At 39.8% G+C, this 18,937-nt stretch carries 17 protein-coding genes, 8 tRNA genes and 1 riboswitch; of the genes, 3 read left to right on the top strand and 22 right to left on the bottom strand.

Annotated elements, in window-relative coordinates; translation table 11 throughout:
- Positions 1 to 12 precede the first annotated feature (12 nt).
- From J2S10_RS26015 to J2S10_RS25975, 9 genes are all read right to left on the bottom strand, one after another.
- Positions 13 to 89, bottom strand: a tRNA-Arg gene (locus tag J2S10_RS26015).
- A 59-nt stretch (positions 90 to 148) separates the two neighbouring features.
- Positions 149 to 234, bottom strand: a tRNA-Leu gene (locus tag J2S10_RS26010).
- Positions 235 to 296: 62 nt separating this feature from the next.
- Positions 297 to 381 (bottom strand) — tRNA-Leu (locus J2S10_RS26005).
- A 23-nt stretch (positions 382 to 404) separates the two neighbouring features.
- Positions 405 to 479: transfer RNA gene (locus J2S10_RS26000), tRNA-Gln, on the bottom strand.
- Between the two features lie 146 nt (positions 480 to 625).
- Positions 626 to 702, bottom strand: a tRNA-Asp gene (locus tag J2S10_RS25995).
- A gap of 53 nt (positions 703 to 755) precedes the next feature.
- Positions 756 to 827 (bottom strand) — tRNA-Glu (locus tag J2S10_RS25990).
- Positions 828 to 834: 7 nt separating this feature from the next.
- Positions 835 to 925 (bottom strand) — tRNA-Ser (locus J2S10_RS25985).
- Between the two features lie 3 nt (positions 926 to 928).
- Positions 929 to 1,003, bottom strand: a tRNA-Asn gene (locus J2S10_RS25980).
- A 119-nt stretch (positions 1,004 to 1,122) separates the two neighbouring features.
- The gene (locus tag J2S10_RS25975) at positions 1,123 to 1,596 is read right to left on the bottom strand and encodes a SprT family protein (protein ID WP_307413883.1); all 474 of its coding nucleotides are present in this window, start codon (positions 1,594 to 1,596) and stop codon (positions 1,123 to 1,125) included.
- A 91-nt stretch (positions 1,597 to 1,687) separates the two neighbouring features.
- Here J2S10_RS25975 and cmpA point away from each other — a divergent pair, with 91 nt between their 5' ends.
- Positions 1,688 to 1,801: a cortex morphogenetic protein CmpA gene (cmpA, locus tag J2S10_RS25970; protein WP_139311313.1), complete on the top strand. Its 114-nt coding sequence runs from the start codon at positions 1,688 to 1,690 to the stop codon at positions 1,799 to 1,801.
- Positions 1,802 to 1,816: 15 nt separating this feature from the next.
- Here the strand turns inward: cmpA and J2S10_RS25965 are convergent, their stop codons facing one another.
- From J2S10_RS25965 to acpS, 6 genes are all read right to left on the bottom strand, one after another.
- Complete coding sequence (locus J2S10_RS25965) at positions 1,817 to 3,991, bottom strand: Tex family protein (protein ID WP_307413880.1); 2,175 nt, start codon at positions 3,989 to 3,991, stop codon at positions 1,817 to 1,819.
- A gap of 473 nt (positions 3,992 to 4,464) precedes the next feature.
- Positions 4,465 to 4,815, bottom strand: a complete 351-nt coding sequence (gene ndoA, locus J2S10_RS25960) for a type II toxin-antitoxin system endoribonuclease NdoA (RefSeq protein ID WP_007083556.1) — start codon at positions 4,813 to 4,815, stop codon at positions 4,465 to 4,467.
- A gap of 4 nt (positions 4,816 to 4,819) precedes the next feature.
- On the bottom strand, positions 4,820 to 5,101 hold the full coding sequence (locus J2S10_RS25955; protein ID WP_071354167.1) for a CopG family ribbon-helix-helix protein: 282 nt from the start codon (positions 5,099 to 5,101) through the stop codon (positions 4,820 to 4,822).
- Between the two features lie 182 nt (positions 5,102 to 5,283).
- Positions 5,284 to 6,450, bottom strand: coding sequence for an alanine racemase (gene alr, locus J2S10_RS25950; RefSeq protein ID WP_307413876.1), 1,167 nt, complete (start codon positions 6,448 to 6,450; stop codon positions 5,284 to 5,286).
- A gap of 255 nt (positions 6,451 to 6,705) precedes the next feature.
- A complete protein-coding gene (locus J2S10_RS25945; RefSeq protein ID WP_307413873.1) occupies positions 6,706 to 7,719 on the bottom strand; it encodes a LolA family protein in 1,014 nt (337 codons plus the stop codon).
- Between the two features lie 172 nt (positions 7,720 to 7,891).
- Positions 7,892 to 8,251, bottom strand: coding sequence for a holo-ACP synthase (gene acpS, locus J2S10_RS25940; RefSeq protein WP_307413870.1), 360 nt, complete (start codon positions 8,249 to 8,251; stop codon positions 7,892 to 7,894).
- Positions 8,252 to 8,354: 103 nt separating this feature from the next.
- Between acpS and J2S10_RS25935 the strand changes: the two genes are divergently transcribed.
- On the top strand, positions 8,355 to 9,083 hold the full coding sequence (locus tag J2S10_RS25935; RefSeq protein WP_307413868.1) for a rhomboid family intramembrane serine protease: 729 nt from the start codon (positions 8,355 to 8,357) through the stop codon (positions 9,081 to 9,083).
- 264 nt (positions 9,084 to 9,347) lie between these two features.
- Here the strand turns inward: J2S10_RS25935 and J2S10_RS25930 are convergent, their stop codons facing one another.
- The 5 genes from J2S10_RS25930 to J2S10_RS25910 form a co-directional block, all read right to left on the bottom strand.
- Positions 9,348 to 10,826, bottom strand: coding sequence for a DEAD/DEAH box helicase (locus J2S10_RS25930; RefSeq protein ID WP_307413864.1), 1,479 nt, complete (start codon positions 10,824 to 10,826; stop codon positions 9,348 to 9,350).
- A 225-nt stretch (positions 10,827 to 11,051) separates the two neighbouring features.
- Positions 11,052 to 11,741, bottom strand: a complete 690-nt coding sequence (locus tag J2S10_RS25925) for an alpha/beta hydrolase (protein ID WP_307413861.1) — start codon at positions 11,739 to 11,741, stop codon at positions 11,052 to 11,054.
- Between the two features lie 76 nt (positions 11,742 to 11,817).
- Entirely contained in the window at positions 11,818 to 13,197 is a 1,380-nt protein-coding gene (locus J2S10_RS25920) for a UDP-N-acetylmuramoyl-tripeptide--D-alanyl-D-alanine ligase (RefSeq protein ID WP_307413856.1), read from the bottom strand.
- Positions 13,198 to 13,258: 61 nt separating this feature from the next.
- Positions 13,259 to 14,338, bottom strand: coding sequence for a D-alanine--D-alanine ligase (locus J2S10_RS25915; protein WP_307413854.1), 1,080 nt, complete (start codon positions 14,336 to 14,338; stop codon positions 13,259 to 13,261).
- A 213-nt stretch (positions 14,339 to 14,551) separates the two neighbouring features.
- Positions 14,552 to 15,328, bottom strand: a complete 777-nt coding sequence (locus J2S10_RS25910) for a hypothetical protein (protein ID WP_307413852.1) — start codon at positions 15,326 to 15,328, stop codon at positions 14,552 to 14,554.
- A 339-nt stretch (positions 15,329 to 15,667) separates the two neighbouring features.
- On the opposite strand from J2S10_RS25910, the gene uptA reads away from it, so the two are divergent.
- Complete coding sequence (gene uptA, locus J2S10_RS25905; protein WP_370876293.1) at positions 15,668 to 16,264, top strand: undecaprenyl phosphate transporter UptA; 597 nt, start codon at positions 15,668 to 15,670, stop codon at positions 16,262 to 16,264.
- Here uptA and J2S10_RS25900 read toward each other — a convergent pair.
- Entirely contained in the window at positions 16,261 to 16,602 is a 342-nt protein-coding gene (locus J2S10_RS25900) for a hypothetical protein (RefSeq protein WP_307413848.1), read from the bottom strand. The two genes, uptA and J2S10_RS25900, sit on opposite strands and share 4 nt — an antisense overlap.
- Positions 16,603 to 16,756: 154 nt before the next feature.
- Positions 16,757 to 16,856, bottom strand: a riboswitch (guanidine-I (ykkC/yxkD leader).
- A gap of 25 nt (positions 16,857 to 16,881) precedes the next feature.
- Entirely contained in the window at positions 16,882 to 18,708 is a 1,827-nt protein-coding gene (locus tag J2S10_RS25895; protein WP_307413846.1) for an APC family permease, read from the bottom strand.
- Positions 18,709 to 18,937: the final 229 nt, after the last annotated feature.

Raw genomic sequence — 18,937 nt, 5'->3', positions numbered from 1 at the left:
CCCGTTAAATAATGGCGCGCCCGAAAGGAGTCGAACCCATAACCTTCTGATCCGTAGTCAGACGCTCTATCCAATTGAGCTACGGGCGCATTTTTTTAAATCAACTTTTATAGTTTACCAAAACTAATTTGGTTTGTCAAGGTTTTTTTGGTGCGGCCGAGAGGACTTGAACCTCCACGGGGTTGCCCCCACTAGGCCCTCAACCTAGCGCGTCTGCCATTCCGCCACGACCGCATTTAAATTAGCGACAAAAACAATCATAACAGATTATTTCTATTTATTCAAGAGTAAATAATTGGTGCGGGTGAAGGGAGTCGAACCCCCACGCCTTGCGGCGCCAGATCCTAAGTCTGGTGCGTCTGCCAATTCCGCCACACCCGCATATATTCAATATTATAAAAAAATGGCTGGGCTAGCTGGATTTGAACCAACGCATGTCGCAGTCAAAGTGCGATGCCTTACCGCTTGGCTATAGCCCATTGATATTACTTCATGAATTACTTCTCCAAGAAGACTTCATGAATATTCACCGCAGGAACATTTAATTGCAAATGAATAGCTATCTGAATCGCTACTGTAGTAAAATGTTCCGACATCACTATGTTTTCATAAAAAACAATTGAAATGGCGGTCTGGACGGGACTCGAACCCGCGACCTCCTGCGTGACAGGCAGGCATTCTAACCAACTGAACTACCAGACCAAAACATTTGATTAAGAAACGGGAAATGACTTTTTGTCTATTCCCCATTCCAATGACCCCTACGGGATTCGAACCCGTGTTACCGCCGTGAAAGGGCGGTGTCTTAACCGCTTGACCAAGGGGCCGTTTATATGGCGGAGAAGGAGGGATTTGAACCCTCGCGCCGCTTACGCGACCTACACCCTTAGCAGGGGCGCCTCTTCAGCCACTTGAGTACTTCCCCATATGGCTCCGCAGGTAGGACTCGAACCTACGACCGATCGGTTAACAGCCGATAGCTCTACCACTGAGCTACTGCGGAATAATATCAACTTTCACCAATAAGATAGGCAATTACCTTATCGACTCTTCATATTATAATGACGATACAATATAAAGTCAATATGATTTTTAGATAAAGATTTTTTCCAAAATTTATTCTTACTCCAAGAGCATTTCTTTGATTTTCTTTAATTTCCCTCTGCATTTCCCACAAACATATCTACTTGTATCAATACTCCTTTTTCTTTTGAAGTGAAAATGACATTTTGTGCATTCATATATGAGGATCTTTTTAGAAGAGCGTTTCTTCGGCATTTCTCTAAGCGAGCTGCAAAACCGGGGTGCCCCTACTTTTTTTAATAACGATTTAAACTCCTGATCGCGATGCTGATAGCCTTTGCCTTCAAGATGCAGATGATAATGGCAAAGTTCATGTTTAATAATGCCGATTAATTCGCTTTCTCCTAATTGCTCTAAATATTTTTTATTGATTTCAATATTATGAGTGCCTAATAGATACCTTCCGCCTGTTGTTCGCAGTTTGGAATTAAACGAAGCCCCGTGCCTAAACGGCTTTCCAAATGCTTCGAATGATAATTTCTCCACTAATTCCTGCAGCTCTTTCTCTTCCAATTTTCTCCCCTCACTTCTTAGAAGAACGTGACAACCTATTATAGCATATATTGTATATACCTAAATGAAGTACTTTTCGGGAGGTTTTACAATGCCAACTTGGTTTCAAAACCAAATGAAAAGAGCCTTTTACGAGAAAGACCGCTATCAAATAAAGCTTTTAAACCAATGCTGGTTTTTTTACAGAAAGAAACACTGCTCCTAAAAGCAGTGTTTCTTATTATTCTCCCGGCGGCAGCATCGTTAATGCGACGCGTCCTTTATTCATATCCACTGAATCAACCCAGACCGTCACAACATCTCCCACAGATACGATGTCCAATGGATGTTTAACAAATCGATTGCTTAATTTTGAAATATGAACAAGACCATCCTGTTTGACACCAATATCAACAAAAGCCCCAAAGTCAACAACATTTCGAACCGTACCTTGAAGTTCCATTCCCGCTTTTAAGTCTTCTAATTTTAAAACATCCTTTTTCAGTAGCGGGCGAGGTAAATCATCACGGGGATCTCTTTCGGGTCTAACTAATGCATCGATAATATCTTTTAACGTTAGCTCTCCAATTGATAGCTCTTCTGCTGTCACTTTAAGATCTAGACCGTTTAAAGATTCCCTTAACTCGTTTGTTCCCAAATCATCACCTGAAAAACCAAGCTTGGATAATAATTTTTTTACTTCTTCGTAGTTTTCAGGGTGTATTCCCGTACGGTCCAGCGGCTGTTTTCCATCTAACACCCGCAAGAAACCAATCGCCTGTTCATATGTCTTTGCACCAAGACGTGGCACTTTCTTTAGTTGGATCCTGCTTGTAAATTTCCCTTCCTCTTCACGCTTTTTCACAATATTATTTGCAGCTGTTTTCGTTAATCCTGCCACATACTGCAAAAGTGAAGATGAGGCGGTATTTACATTTACACCTACCCGGTTAACTGCCGTTTCCACGACAAAATGCAAGGATTCAGAAAGTCGCTTCTGGGAAACATCATGCTGGTATTGACCGACTCCCACTGATTTAGGGTCAATTTTAACCAATTCAGCAAGCGGATCTTGCAATCGTCTGGCGATTGAAACCGCACTTCGCTCTTCTACCTGGAAATTCGGAAATTCCTCCCTGGCAAGATCCGATGCCGAATAGACGCTCGCACCCGCTTCATTAACGATGAGGTAAAAGATTTCTTCATTCATTTCTTTTAAAATATCAGCAACAAACTGCTCTGTTTCCCTTGAAGCTGTTCCGTTACCGATTGCCGCCATTTCCACTTTATAGTCTCGCAGGATAGATATAAATTTTTCTCTGGCTTCCTTTGTTTTATTAACAGGCGGATGCGGGTAAATAACATCTATTTTTAAAACCTTCCCTGTTTCATCAACCACTGCCAGTTTACAGCCTGTCCGGTATGCCGGGTCCACTCCGATCACGACTTTTCCTTTTAACGGCGGCTGCAGCAGCAAATTACGGAGATTTTCAGAGAATATATGTATCGCTTGTTCTTCCGCTTTGTCAGTTAGTTCACTGCGGATTTCTCTCTCGATTGAGGGTTGAATAAGTCTTTTATAACTATCTTCAATTGCTTCTAAAACAAGTGCCGCTGCAGGTGAATACTGATTGCGAATCCATTTTTTCGAAAGATAGGACAGGATTAATTCCATATTCATCTTAATCGAAACCCGCAGAATTTCTTCCTTTTCCCCGCGATTTAAAGCAAGGCTTCGGTGAGGAACAATTTTGTTTACAGGCTCCTCATACTCATAGTACATTTCATAAACCTTTTTCTCGTCCTTTTCCTCTTCTTTCACTGTAGAGGCTACAGTACCTGACTTGAAGGTCTCTTTCCTAATCCATTTACGGCCTTCCGCATCATCGGAAACCATTTCAGCAATGATGTCTTTTGCCCCTGCAACAGCCTCCTCAATCGTAAGAACTTCTTTTTCTTCGGATAAAAATTCCTTTGCTTTTTCTTCGATGCTTTCCTTAGAAAAAGTTAATAACCATTCCGCTAACGGTTCAAGACCCTTTTCTTTGGCAACCGTCGCCTTTGTCCGTCTCTTTTGTTTATATGGACGGTATAAATCTTCGACTTCCTGAAGTTTTTCAGCAGTGGTAATCTTTTTGGCTAACTCATCTGTTAATTTGCCTTGTTCGGCAATAATACGGAGAACTTCTTCCTTTCTTTGCTCCAGGTTTTGAATATACTGCCAGCGTTCTAATATATTCCGTATCTGAACTTCATCAAGAGCGCCTGTCATTTCTTTTCGATAGCGGGCAATAAAGGGTACCGTATTCCCTTCATTTAATAATGAAATAACACTTTTTACTTGTTTAAAGGTAATCGCCTGCTCTGCCGCTATTTTTCCGTAAAGTTGTTCGTCTTTTACAACTGTATCATTCACAAAATAATCCTCCACTTCTTTTTTCCATATTGTATCAAATCCAATTCCTTGTTTCATTAATGGAGCAATTCGCCCACCAAGCACTTTTAATAAGGAATTTTTCCCTTAAGAACCTTTTGAAGGACATTTCCAATGTTCGCTTGTGGAATTTTGTCTTTAGGAGCCTTATGAAAGACACTTTCCTGTCCCCTGACTTGCTCCACAACTGCTGCTTTTTTACTCTGTTTCTTTTATGTTATCACAGTATAGGTCAAGAAAAACGATCAGAAGCTTTTTCAAAACCCATCATGACTCCCCTTAAAGCTTAACTCTTACAAATAATATACAAACATTTTCTGAACAGTTATCCACAAGTTTAGAAAATTTCCCTTAACGATAAAAAAAAAGCAAGCTGATTAGCTTGCTTAAGCAGAAATATGAGGGCAGGGATATGTATAAAAAAACGCCCTTTTAAAGAAAGAGCGTGCTTTATGCTAAAATTCGATGAGACCTAAGCTTACCTGCAAGGCTTCATCCACTTTTTCCATCATTTCGTCATCGAGATGGGTAATTTTATCGGTTAACCGCTGTTTATCAATTGTACGAATTTGTTCTAAAAGTATGACTGAGTCTCGTTCAAAACCGTACCGCTTCGCATCAATCTCAACATGAGTCGGAAGCTTCGCTTTTTGAATTTGGGCTGTAATCGCTGCAACAATAACTGTGGGACTAAACCGATTCCCGATGTCGTTTTGGATGACAAGTACAGGACGGACGCCGCCTTGTTCAGAACCAACAACTGGGGATAGGTCCGCGAAATATACGTCACCACGCTTGACAATCAAAGGATTATCCTCCGCTAACAAGACGTTCTACTGTGTGTTCTGCCTCATATTCTGCTTGAAATGCTTCCGATGCAATCCTTAAATTTATCTTTGCCATTTCCATGTATCCACGTCTCATGGATTCGCGAATCTGTCTCTTTTTTCGTTCGCGCAAATACATTTTTGTAGCTTGGTAAATAAATTCACTGCGATTGACATTTTCCTGCTTCACAAAACCATCTAATTCGGTTAAAAGATGTTGCGGTAATTTCACTAAGATTTCCGTAGTTGCGCCAGATTCAGACACAAACATACACCTCCACCATCACTACACACCATTTTTTATCTGTACCATATTCAATAATAACACTAATCAAACTAAATGCATAGACTAATTATAATACTACTGTATTATAAGCCAATAAAAGCTGCTTTTATGCACGAAACATCCGCAATATCATAATTATGTTAGATTTCAGCCATTTAATCCTATTTTTCTTCAAGTAAATAATTTTTTAAAACGGTTATTTTGCCACCCTTTTTGTAAAGACGTGGTACGCGATGGGCAATAATGCAGGGGACCTCGTAATTAATTGTATCCAGTTTTTCAGCAATTTCATTAATTGATAGGAATTGACCTGATTGCTCCCCGATTAAAGTAACCGTCGTCCCGACAGGAACATAATAAGGGAGCCAGACCATGCATTGGTCCATGCAGATCCTTCCGACAATGGGCGAACGCTTCCCGTCGACAAGCACTTTCAGACCCGACAGCTTACGAATCCACCCATCCGCATATCCAATCGGAAGGGTACCAATCCATTCCCCGCCCTCTGCCTCATATGTGGCTCCATAACTGACTTTATCGCCTTTTTGAAGCTGTTTAACGTGGACAAGCCTTGATTTAAGTGAAAAGGCTTCCCTTAATTCGAAGGGAATTTCTTTTTCCATTTCAAGAGAAGGTGTTAATCCATACATCGCAATACCGAGACGAACCGCATTAAAATAGGCATTGGGAAAACGTATCGCAGCCGCACTATTGCTGCTATGAACATACCTTGGGCGTCTTTTTAGTACACTGAGCAACTCTTGAAACATTTCTAATTGGGTTTGAAAATAAGTTTGATCCAGTTCATCCGCGGTAGCAAAATGAGTATAGATTCCTTCGAGGTAAAAGCGATTATCTTCCAGAATCATTTGCTCGATTTCAGCTAATTCTTCCTTGCTCCGAATACCAATTCTCCCCATTCCGGTATCAAGCTTAATATGGACAGAAACCTGATCATTCGCTTTTAAATGTTCTTTCGCCTTCTGCAGCCATTCCTGTTGAAAAACTGTGAGCGTAATACCGTAGCTGACGGCGATAGGGACGTCCTCTGCTCTGGTTGCACCCAGGACAAGGATTGGAGCATTAATCCCTTTATTCCGTAATGCAATTGCTTCATCCATAAAAGCAACTGCTAAATAAGTTGCCCCGGCTTCAAGTGCTGTTTCTGCTACCTGAATATCTCCGTGGCCATATGCGTTTGCTTTAACAACTGCAATAACATCCACATCTTGTGGCAAAAGTTTTTTAACAGAGGCAACATTTGAGAGAATACAATCTAAATCCACTTCCGCCCATGTATCTCTGTAGAAAAAGCCTTGCTCTTCCATGGTTCCACTTCCTAAACTTCAGAATAAACTATTGATTCATTTTATCATAAAATTATTATACTCCTTTTCACTAGAAAAGCGGAAGCGACTTGATCAGCCCCGACAGCTGCTTGCGGGCTGACGGTGAAGCCGTTCTTTGACTTCATCGGCAGGCGTAACGCGACCTCGAGTGGCTAGGCGCTGGAGCTAGACAAATTTCAATTTTAAATAAAGAAAAACAGGCCCCTTTAAAAGAGCCTGCGATGTTATTTATCTTTATTTCACTGCATCACCTTGGACAGATTTTGCTACTTCCACAAGCTCATTCCTTGATAGGTTTTTCGATGCAATCATGTAATCAACACCGTCTTTTGTCCAGGAAATGGAGTGGTCAGAAACAGCGCCAATGGTTACACCTAAATCAACTAAATCTCCGTCTACATCCTCAGGCGTAATCGATGCTTCTTTAACAGCGACCTTTTCCTCAATAAGAGTATATGACTTTTTACCATCATAGGTCAGAACAACCCGCTTGCCATCCTGGACCTTGACATCATCTTCTTTAATTAATTTTGTTCCTGAAATCTCTGCAGTTGGATATTTTACCGTAAACGCTTGATCGCTAGCCTTAGCCATTGCCGGTAATCCAAGCTGGGCACGTGTCATGTTCTTTTTCATATCGAAATCGTCCTTGTTAAAGTCGGCATTAAAATTCATTTTTGAAAATTCAACCGTTACAAGGGCATTCCGGTCAGGGTCCATCACTTTAACGACTGCCGGTGATAAATCACTTTTATTTAGCTTTATTTCTTGGGTTGGCAGCATACTATTATTTTGGTAACGTGTTTTGGTTTCAAATACATAATAATCCTTGGTCGTAGAGAACTTGGCATTTTTATCTGCCATGATGTCCTTAATCAGTGATTCATATAGATAGGCTTGGCTGCTGTTTTGCGGCCAATCACTTTGGAAGCGAAAACTCTTATTTAATGCAGGCGTGAGGACGAATACCCCTTCCTCATTCCTTAGAATCATTTGACTTTGATCTTTTCCGGCATTCTTTAAATTCACCCGGTAAAAAGTAGGATCTTTATGCCAAATATCCACGTTATAAACCTGTGAATCAGTTCCCATTTTTAACGTCATTTTGGCATTTACTTTATATCCTGATAAGTCCCCAAGTTTTCCATTTAACTCTTTCACCACATCATCTTGTGATTTAGAACCACAGGCAGCCAGCAAAAAGATGACCATCAGCCCCGAAGCAAGCAGCAACAACTTTTTCCTCATTCCTTCAACCCCTTCTTGTCTCATATGATTATGGAGAAGAGAAAGGCAGGGATCAGGCAGTGGATAATGTGCTTTCCAAAATGACCATAGCTGACCTTGTCTCTCCTATTTCCCTATGAATATATGAGACAACCTTACGGAATATGCTAATGAGGTTGCCAAGTGTTTATTTTTATAAAGGTTTTTCCTCTTCAATAATTACTTGGGCGACGGCATAGTCTCTGCTATGGGAGATGGATAAGTGAGCATGAACCTCTGGTTTTCTAAAAAAGGGTTTCCCTAGTTCATCCGTTAAGATTTCTATATCTAAAAATGACAGGTTTTTTCCAATTCCTGTACCCATTGCTTTTGAAAAGGCTTCTTTGGCAGCGAATCTTCCCGCCAAAAACTCGACTTGGCGGCTACCGGAAAGCGTTTCAAACCGATCCCTTTCCCTGGGGGTCAATATGCGGTCAATCAGTTTCTTTTGTCTAGTTAGTAAATCATCTATCCGTGATAGTTCAATAATATCGATACCAATTCCTTTAATCATCGTTCATCTTCCTTCTAATTAAGTTGCAATATGCATAAATAATAGTGTACAAGTTTAAAAATAAGGCAAAAATGATTTTATAAGAATAAACAGGAGGTTTATGATGTTTACAAGAACGGAGAGCTTTCGGGAATTTATCCGCTTTTATCCGATTGTTTCTATTATTATAGCCATCCATTTAGTATTATATCTTTTCACTGTTCTGCCGATATTCCCTAACTACTGGTTTATTGAAACCTTCTCAGGTGTAAATTTGTATATTAAGGAAGGGGAATATTGGAGGCTTATTACACCAACCTTTATGCATAGCGGTCTTGCCCATCTAGTGTTTAATAGTTTTTCCCTTCTCCTTTTCGGGCCTGCATTGGAGCGGATGCTTGGCAGCGGTAAATTTTTAGTTGTCTACCTTGTTTCCGGAATCATCGCAAATATCGCCACACTAGAGCTTGAACCCATCACATATACGCATGTTGGTTCAAGTGGTGCGATTTTTGGTTTATTTGGTTTTTACCTTGCCATCATTATGTTCCGAAAAAGTTGGCTCAGCAAGCAAAACTCGCAAATTATCATCGTTCTTTGTGCTGTTAGTTTGATTATGACATTTTTACAACCGAATATTAATATTACAGCTCATTTATTTGGATTAATGGCAGGATTTGCAATCGGTGCTATCCCCTATTTTAATAAACGTGATTTTTCCGATTCAATGAAAAGTGTAGTTAATTGGGCTGAAAGCAATAGAAAAAAACTATCCTACCAATCACCATTAAAAGTGATTATCTGGGGCGCAATTATTATCATTGCCATCCTTGGTTTTTTGATACAAAGATAAGAAAAGCGCAAGCGCCCCGTTTAGCGCACGACAGGACTGGAGCGCTTCGACTGAGATAAAGGAAACACGGAGAGCGGAGCGATCCGATGTTGACTTATCGCATGGAGAAGAGCGAAGTACACTAGCCGCTGGGCGCTGGAGCTAGACAATTCTCAAAGATAAGATGATATAAATTGGTATTATAAAAAAGGTTGACCTCGAAATGTGACGATAAAGGTTGTGAAAACCGAAAAGAGCATAGACAAGTGTCCATGCTCTTTTTTATTAATGATTAAAGCTTCTTGGTTTTGATTTTCCACCGGTTCTTTTTTCACCGGTTCTTGGTTTTACCGGTGCTTTTTTTCTGTTACGATCCGCATTGTATGAACCTCTGGAATCATCTCTTCTTCTACGGTCACGGTCCTGCGGTTTTCTTTCTCTTTTTTGTGGAAGCTGCTCTTCGGTCAGTTTAACTGGTGTAGTGTCCGGTTCTTTTGTTAACATTTTCAAAACAGCTGCGATAACTGTTGAAGCATCATTTTCCTCAAGCAATTCTTGGGCTGCCGCTTTGTAGTAATGTAAATTGTTGGATTCAATCGTTTGCACGATTTTTTCTACAACCGCTTTTTGCTGGCCTTCCAACGCTTCATCAAGTGTCGGAGCTTTCATTTTTTCCATTTTACGCTTCGTCGTTTTTTCGACTACAGCTAGGTAAGATTTTTCGCGCGGTGTAATGAATGTTAGTGCCACACCTGTTTTACCAGCGCGACCTGTACGGCCGATTCGGTGAACATAGCTTTCAGGATCCTGCGGAATATCAAAATTGTAAACATGTGTTACGCCGGAAATATCGAGTCCTCTTGCAGCTACGTCTGTTGCAACAAGAACATCAATCGTTCCTTCTTTAAATTTACGAAGGACAGATAAACGTTTTGCTTGGCTTAAATCACCATGAATACCTTCTGCTGTATACCCTCTTAAGGTTAATGCTTCGGATAATTCATCAACGCGGCGCTTGGTACGGCCAAATACAATAGCCAATTCCGGGGATTGAATATCAAGAAGTCTTGTTAACACGTCAAATTTATTCTTTTCCATCACTTCAAGATAATATTGCTCAATGGATGGAACAGTCATTTCTTTCGTTTTAACACGGACGATTTGTGGATCCTTCATGAACTTTTCGGCCATTCTTTGAATTGGGCCTGGCATTGTTGCTGAGAAAAGCAATGTTTGGCGCTCTGTTGGTGTTGAAGCAAGAATAGATTCTATATCTTCAATGAATCCCATATTTAACATTTCATCTGCTTCATCAAGAATAACTGTATTTACAGTATCAAGGCGCATTGTTTTACGATTAATATGGTCCAAAACACGTCCAGGAGTACCGACAATGATATGAGGAGCTTTCTTTAATGAACGGATTTGACGGCTGATATCTTGCCCGCCGTAAATCGGCAACACGCGAACTCTTTTGCCCGCTCCAATTTTATAAAGCTCTTCTGATACTTGAATCGCCAGTTCGCGAGTCGGTGCGATGATGATCCCTTGGATGGCATCCATGCTCGTATCAATTTTTTCAACTAACGGAATACCAAATGCAGCTGTTTTACCTGTTCCTGTTTGAGCTTGCCCGATCAAATCTTTATTTTCTAAACTCAATGGAATCGTTTCTGCTTGGATTGGTGTAGCTTCCTCAAAACCCATTTTGAGAACAGCTTTTAAAGTGGCCTGGCTTAGGCCTAAGTCTTGAAACTTTGTCAATGTTTTCATTCTCCTTCATCTATTTGAAAATATTTTTATTTAAGTGCTGAATATTTTCTCCCGATACGCATCAAAATGCCGTAATTAGGTAACAAGTTTATTTTACCAAAAAAAAGACATTCTCCAAAGGAGTATGCCCTTTTTTTATCGTTCTTTAGACACGTTGATGAATATCATACCACTATTTTGCAATAAAGACAAGTTTACGACAGATTCAAACCAGCCTTACCGCTCCATCAAAAAGTCCAACACTTGAGAAAATAGGGCTTCTTTTTCCTCACAATGGCAAATATGATGCTTAGAATCCTTTATATAAGTAAGCTTTTTCTGCTTTGCACCAATCGTTTGATACAAGTATTCAGCACTTTTCGGCGGCACAATCCCGTCACACTCACCCTGTGCAATTAGCGTTGGTACCTCCACTTGATTTAAAAGTGGTTTGATAGAAGAGACCAATTGACGAAATTGCCATGTAGCCGCAAGGGGAGTTTCTTTTATTTTTCTTTTATAACGCTGAAATAATTCATTATCCAATAAGTTTCCTCTTAGCGAGTCAATCATCATCGATTTTAGTTCGCTTGCAATCTGCCTCGGATTTACGTAATACGCTGCAGCACTAAGAAGAACAAGCTTGTCCACATGATAATTTGCCGCAAGAAAACTGGCGATAAGGCCTCCCATGGAAAAACCAATCACATACACCTCATCACATGTTTGAATAAGCCGGTTTAATTCGGTCTCAGCATGTTCAATCCATTGATGGTAGTGCACTCCTTTTAAAGAGAGCGTATCCCCATGACCGGGTAGAGTCGGCACACTGAATACCCAATTTGTTCGTTCAGTTAAATACTCTACCAGGGGCTCCACTTCATATGGAGCACCTGTAAAGCCATGAATGCACAAACAGCCAATCACGGTCGCTCACCTGCCATTAAGGACATTTACTTCATACAGTATTGTCCAAAAATAAAAATTTCATAAAATACGAACATCAGCTTTTTTGTAAGGATATCACGATTTCCTCTAATTTCATTCCCCTGGATGCCTTGACTAAAACCAATGTCTGTTCACATAAGTGCTGCTCCAGCTCTTGAATAAGTTCCGCCTTATCTGTAAAAGCATATACCCGTTGCTCGCCTAAAGCGGCACGTGCACCTTTGGCGATATGTCCGCCTAACTGCCCGTAGGTGAACACCAAATCAATTTGGTCTGCATTTAGCCCTGCTCCAATTTGAAGATGGTATTGCTCTTCCTGCGGTCCCAGCTCAAGCATATCTCCAAGAACAAGGATTTTCTGTTCATACCCCTGAAGATTTGAGACCAATTCAATCGCAGCCATCATCGAAGTCGGGCTGGCATTGTAGGCATCATTGATGATTTTTTCACCGTGCTTTCCTTCAACAAGCTCCATACGCATATTTGTCAGTTTTATCCTTGCTAAGCCTTCATTCATTTTTTCAAAAGGAATCGAAAAATACTTGGCAATTAACATGGATGCAAGTGCATTTAGAATATTATGCGTCCCTAAGACAGGGAGCTCAAAGCTACTATTGGAGGCATTAATCGTAAACTGATTTCCTTTGTCAAGCTGGTGGATTTCGATAGGGTATAAATCATTTGTATCATTTCTGCCGAAGGTTTGGATTTTTATATTTCCTTGATCACGATGAATCCGCTCCATCAATAACGGCTCATCACCATGTAGTACAGCAAGACCGCCGTCTTGCAGTCCTTTCAAAATTTCCATCTTTGCTTCGGCAATCCCTTCCCTGGAACCGAGGTCAAGTAAATGAGATTCTCCGATATTCGTAATCACTACAGCATCCGGACGTGCAAGCTTCGTAAGAAATTCGATTTCTCCTTTTCCGCTCATGCCCATTTCTAGGACGGCAATTTCCGTGTCCTCGTGTAATCCCAAAACAGTTAGCGGCAGTCCGATATGATTATTATAGTTACCTTCTGTTTTTTGGACTTTATATTGTATGGCTAAGAGCCCGGCTGTCATATCTTTCGTCGTTGTTTTCCCGTTGCTTCCTGTTATTCCAACCACTTTTACAGGCAATTCTTTTCGGTACTTTCGCGCTAATTCCTGCAGGGCAACCTGGCAGTTGTCCACTATTAGAATTGGCAAATGCGTAGGTGGGTTCGGGACATCACTTTGCCAAAGTGCAGCTGCTGCTCCTTTCCGGATAGATTCCTCAACAAAAATATGTCCGTCCGAACGCTCACCTTTAAAGGGAATAAACAAGTGGCCTTGTTCGATTTTTCGGGAATCAATTGAAACTCCCTTGATCATGACATCCGCAAACGGGGAAAGATCATTTTTCGCCGAAATCATCTCGGAAATCTGCTTAAGCGACCTCTTTATCATGGATATTTTCCTCCTTTTTCAAAAGAAATGGACACGGCACATCAGCCGTGTCACCGTTATTCTAGAAAGTATATTTTATATTTTGTTTTTCAGCGTGTCTTTCTTTTGCAAGGTTCACCAAACGCTCAATTAATTGCGGATATTCAACACCGGTGTGTTTCCACAATAGCGGGAACATACTAAACGGCGTAAATCCGGGCATCGTATTCACTTCATTAATTAACGCCTTTCCATCCTTCGTTAAAAAGAAATCAGCACGAACAAGCCCTGAACAATCCAATGCTTTAAAAGCACGTATCGCCATCTCTTTAATTTGGCCATAATCTTCCACCGAAATATCTGCAGGAATGATAAGAGCTGTCTCACCATCTTCATATTTCGCTTTGTAATCATAAAAATCTTTCTTCGGAACAATTTCACCGGCAACCGAACACTCAGGGGCGTCATTTCCAAGAACACCTACTTCGATTTCGCGGGCTACAACACCTTCTTCAATAATCACTTTGCGATCGAATTGGAAAGCCTCGCCAAAAGCGGCATCCAACTCTGTGCGATTCGTACACTTGCTAATTCCTACGCTTGAACCAAGGTTGGCCGGCTTAACAAAACAAGGATAACCAAGAACCTGTTCCACCTCGGCATAGGCTGCCTCTTTCGCCATTTCCCATTCACTTTTTATAAAAGCAACATAATTCACTTGCGAGAGCCCCGCTTGAGCAAACACATTTTTCATCATAACTTTATCCATACCCGCCGCAGATGCAAGAACTCCGTTACCAACATAAGGGAGATTTAATAATTCCAATAACCCTTGCACCGTTCCATCTTCGCCATTTGGACCATGCAAAAGCGGAAAAATAACATCCAAGGGTTGTTGTTCTTGTTTTTCAGCTTGAAATAGTGCAGGTGCCAATGATAATGGGGATAATTGATTTCCCTGTGAAAATTCAAGTGCCGTCACATTTTCTACCGGTCCGGTTAATTGAGGACCTTTGATCCACTGCCCCTCAACATTTATGTAAATAGGATGAATTTCAAATTTTTCATGATCAAGCGCACGAATAACAGCAAGAGCCGTCTGCAAGGAAACTTTATGCTCAGCGGATTTTCCACCATATAATAAACCAAGTTTTGTTTTCATACGAAACCTCCATATTCTCATTCACTTTTATATTTTAACACTTTATCAAATAAATCAAATAAAAACGGGTACTTTGCTATCATGTTTTTAAAAGAATTTTCACCCAACTTTTTTCTATTTACTATTTTATGAAATCCACTGCTTGCCTAAAAACAATCGACCGTAAAATTAATAAGCGCATAAATGAAAATCTCTCCTTTTATCCGGAGAGATTTAAATAACATTGAGCTTCCACTCTTTTGTTTTCTTATCAAAGATGATTTTAGCATGACACGGTTTACCCGCAATTTGTTCATATTCCTCATACATATCATCCATATTTGCAAAGTCCCCAATTACCCAAATTGGAATCTCTATTCGACTGCGCTGATGATCGGCATCCTTTAAAGAGATACAGATTCCTTCTTTGATGAACGGTGTCAAAGAAAGAAGAATTTCTTTATTCACCGGAGGATAGGAGCGTTTTTTTCTGATACCTAAGAGTGATTTTTCCAGCTTTAACGTCCCTAATTTATCTGCTATTGCCAGACTTAGCAAATGGAAAAAGTCTTTAAAGCTGCGGTAATAGATTTTGTTAAACCAGCCATCGTCATGAGCCAAGTAAACAAATCGATTTCCTAATTTATTATAAAAAGGTAATTTCAAATGTTGTTTTTGATGACCTAAATATAATAATTCCGCTATTTCCTGGCCGGTGAGCTCATTTAAAACCTCTTCTTCAAGAAAATCAATCCAACAGAAATTTCCATAACTATAGACATCTTCTGCCGCTAACTTCGCTATTCTGCCATCCGGACAATATTCAAGCAGTGTGTGCATATTAAAATCAGCATCATCAAAGCGGTGCTTTAATAAAAGCAAATGATTTAATGAACCTGAAAAAGCAGCAGCGAATTCATTGAATTCGATGCCGTATGACATTACATACTGATCCGTTTGATTTAAATGAACATAAATAAGATCCCGTATGTCTTGATGATGCTTTTTCAAAGCCTAACTCCTCCGTTCAAACCATAAAATGAGAACTAATTACTAACTTTGTATGAAAATATGTATAAAAGAAAGCTTCAAGATGATAGGGTTACATGGTTAATCCTTTTCCATTTTATCAAATAATAGGTCAAATAGCTTATTTCAATTCTTTTACAAATTTAAAGCTTTTATTTCGATTGATTCTTTATTATTATTTGTCTCCCGGCTGCATTTCATCTATATTAAATGAAAACAAATTACATATTAATATTTTATTAACAAGCAACTATATATATTTCATTATGATTCAAACTAGGATACACTAAATAAAGTTAAAACATATATAAGTGAAGGTGGATTATGAAAGATTTTATTTACTCTGCTTTATTATTCTTGTCACAATTAGGCTATCCGGGCATTGCCCTTGCATTAATGGTAGAGATCATCCCAAGTGAAATTGTCTTGGGTTATGGTGGGTATATGGTCTCGCAAGGTCATGTAAATTTCATTGGAGCAGTTATTGCAGGAACAATCGGCGGAACCATCGCCCAATTATTTTTATATTGGGCAGGCTATTATGGAGGACGTCCATTTTTGCAAAAGTATGGAAAATACATCCTTCTTAAACAGAGCCACATTGACCTTTCAGAACAATGGTTTATAAAATATGGAGCCGGCGTGGTTTTCTTTGCCCGTTTTATTCCTGTCGTAAGACAAGCTATTTCCATTCCTGCCGGTATTTCTAAAATGCCAATCGGAAAATTTACCCTATATACGGTGGCCGCTACTGTGCCTTGGTGTATCCTATTCCTTTATTTAGGACAGGTGTTAGGTAAAAACTGGTCACATGTAAAAGAATACGCACAGCCATATGTGTTGCCGCTTATTATTGCCGCCCTCGTATTAGCTGTCATCTACTTTTTAATAAAGAAAACGAAGAAAACCACTGATTAATGGTGGTTTTTTTCGTTAGATTGTTTAGTAGAAAATTTCTTTTGCGCCCAGATATCCATTTTTTTGACTTGGTTTTTCCCTAGGGTAAAACCATATAAAATTAATAACAAAATGATTAAAGTAAATAAATCAATTTTTCTCGTTACTATAAAATTAATGATTCCCATTAACACTTGAGGAATCACCCCTGTTAGAGCAAATAAAACTGTTGCAGCTTTGAACCATATTTTTGATTTCAACCCATATCTGGCATATAGAAGGAAAAATGTCGATGACCATGCTAACACCTCCAGCGTCAGCAAAATAACCCATTTGTTTGTAATTAATATTTCCATCATTCAAATTCCCCCTATATAAGAAATGCGCAAGCGCCCGTTTAGCGAAGTCGTCTCGTCGCCGGGCGCCGGTGCTAGACATTCTCAAAGTCAAAAAATTTATACATTCTTATCTTTTAGAAACAAAAAAGCCCGGAAAAATATCGTTCACCGACATCTCTCCCAGGCTTTTATCCTTCCGTGTACATATCATTTGATATGCGTTTTCTCTTGGACCAGACCGGCATATTGACCGCGGAACCCTAGAAAACCAATATATATTTAATTTTTAAAATAGTAACCTTACTTTTTAAAGTGATAAGGCAGGGTAGAAATAATAACCCTCTTTTTAAAAATAAGATAAGCGCGAATCAAAAAGCTTGATTGATTGTGTAAGATATTATGCCAGCTTTTCTTTGTAATGAATTGTGGAATCAGGACGGTTACCCTGTAATTATTTTCGCTTGCTTTATGTTCAATGGTATCAATAAATTTCGAAAGTGGCACAAGCACACTGCGATAATGGGATTGCAAAGTAACAAGCCGAACATCCGGCTGCCATTTCTGCCACTTTTCCTCAAAGCGCTTCTCATCTTCCCTGTCAAAGGAAATATAAACAGCGAAAATTTGATCGGTTAACGACTTGGCATAATTGATAGAGTTCTCCACAACCCTTGTGATTCCTGCAACGGGGACAATAATGACATTTCCTTCAATCGGAATTGCCGGATGTTCAGGGTCAACTCTTAATTGTTCGCCAACAGCTTCATAGTGCGTATTAATTCGATGAAAGAAAATAACAATTAGTGGCAAAAAGACAAAAACAAACCATACTTGGCTAAATTTCGTAATAAAGAAAATAAGTAGAACGGTTAAGGTAATGAGCGCACCAATAAAGTTAGCACTTAGTTTCGCAATCCACCCTGCCGGCTTTTCGCGAAGCCACTTGATAATCATACCGGTTTGCGACAAAGTAAACGGAATAAACACCCCTACCGCATAAAGGGGAATTAGATGTTCTGTTTTTCCATGAAAGGTAATGATAAGCAGGATCGATGCGACTCCTAAGGAAACAATCCCATTCGAATAACCGAGACGGTCTCCCCTTATGGTAAACATCCTTGGCATATATTTATCTTTTGCTAAGTTAAACGCTAATTGTGGAAAGGCTGAATAACCGGTATTGGCTGCAAGGACCAAAATCAAAGCTGTTGTTCCCTGGACAAAAAAGTAGAGGTAATTGCGCCCAAATGTTTCTCTGGCAATTTGCGAGACAACGGTTTCGCTTGCCTTTGGAGCAATTCCATAATAATACGCTAAAAAGGTGATACCGGAAAAAAGCAACGCCAACAAAGATCCCATTAATATCAGCGTTTTCGATGCATTATTTGGCGCGGGATCTTTAAAGTTTGGAATTGCATTCGAAATAGCTTCAACACCCGTTAACGCAGAACAGCCTGATGCAAAAGCACGGAGCAGTAAGAATAGCGTAATCCCCGAAACCGGTGCACCAATTGGAGCGTGATGGATCGAAGCAGAGGTATGGCCTGTGGCAATTTTAAAAATACCAACACCAACTAAAACCAAAATGGCTAGTACAAACAAATATACCGGATAGGCCAGAATGGTTGCTGACTCCGTTAAACCACGTAAATTTAAAAGAGTAATCAAAACAACTAAAATACAAGCAATAAACACGGTATGCGGATGCAGTGCCGGAAACGCAGATGTAATCGCATCCGTTCCGGCAGACACACTTACAGCCACGGTCAGTATGTAATCAACCAATAAGGAACCACCGGCAATTAATCCCGGATTAACGCCTAGATTCTCTTTGGATACGACATATGCCCCTCCGCCATGTGGGTAGGAAAAGATAATTTGCCGATACGATAAAATAAGTGCCGCTAAGAGAAACAATACCCCAACTGCAATCGGTATGGAATACCAAAAAGCAACCGCACCAATGGTTGCCAGCACAATCAGGATTTGTTCTGTCCCGTATGCAACCGAAGATAATGCATCCGATGACAGAATCGCTAAAGCCTTTAATATATTCAGTTTTTGTTCGCCTAATGCCGTCGATTTTAACGGACGGCCTATCAATAGCCTCTTGATAGAAGAGAGCATGTGATTTCACCCACCAAAATATTCTAATTAGAATTACCCGATTGATTTTATCACAACTCAATCGTTTTTATGAAGTGTTTTCTTTTTAACAAAACAGAATTACTCTTTTTTAATGCGATGGTAGATTTTTATTTATTCTTCTCGAAAGACATCTGTTTATTACGAAAGTACTTGAATTAAAATGGGCATAGGGAATTTTTATCCCTATGCCCTTTACAAAAGCACTGTA

This window comes from Neobacillus ginsengisoli, from assembly GCF_030813055.1.
Note: the sequence above shows the minus strand (reverse complement) of the source record. Positions and strands in the feature narration are given on the sequence as shown.

Bases quoted from the DNA above. Each gene is read 5' to 3' on its own strand.
- acpS (WP_307413870.1), bottom strand. From the start codon at position 8,251: ATGATTAAAGGAATTGGTATCGATATTATTGAACTATCACGGATAGAT.
- cmpA (WP_139311313.1), top strand. From the start codon at position 1,688: ATGCCAACTTGGTTTCAAAACCAAATGAAAAGAGCCTTTTACGAGAAA.
- J2S10_RS25935 (WP_307413868.1), top strand. From the start codon at position 8,355: ATGTTTACAAGAACGGAGAGCTTTCGGGAATTTATCCGCTTTTATCCG.
- J2S10_RS25895 (WP_307413846.1), bottom strand. From the start codon at position 18,708: ATGCTCTCTTCTATCAAGAGGCTATTGATAGGCCGTCCGTTAAAATCG.
- alr (WP_307413876.1), bottom strand. From the start codon at position 6,450: ATGGAAGAGCAAGGCTTTTTCTACAGAGATACATGGGCGGAAGTGGAT.
- J2S10_RS25915 (WP_307413854.1), bottom strand. From the start codon at position 14,338: ATGAAAACAAAACTTGGTTTATTATATGGTGGAAAATCCGCTGAGCAT.
- J2S10_RS25920 (WP_307413856.1), bottom strand. From the start codon at position 13,197: ATGATAAAGAGGTCGCTTAAGCAGATTTCCGAGATGATTTCGGCGAAA.
- J2S10_RS25945 (WP_307413873.1), bottom strand. From the start codon at position 7,719: ATGAGGAAAAAGTTGTTGCTGCTTGCTTCGGGGCTGATGGTCATCTTT.
- J2S10_RS25900 (WP_307413848.1), bottom strand. From the start codon at position 16,602: ATGATGGAAATATTAATTACAAACAAATGGGTTATTTTGCTGACGCTG.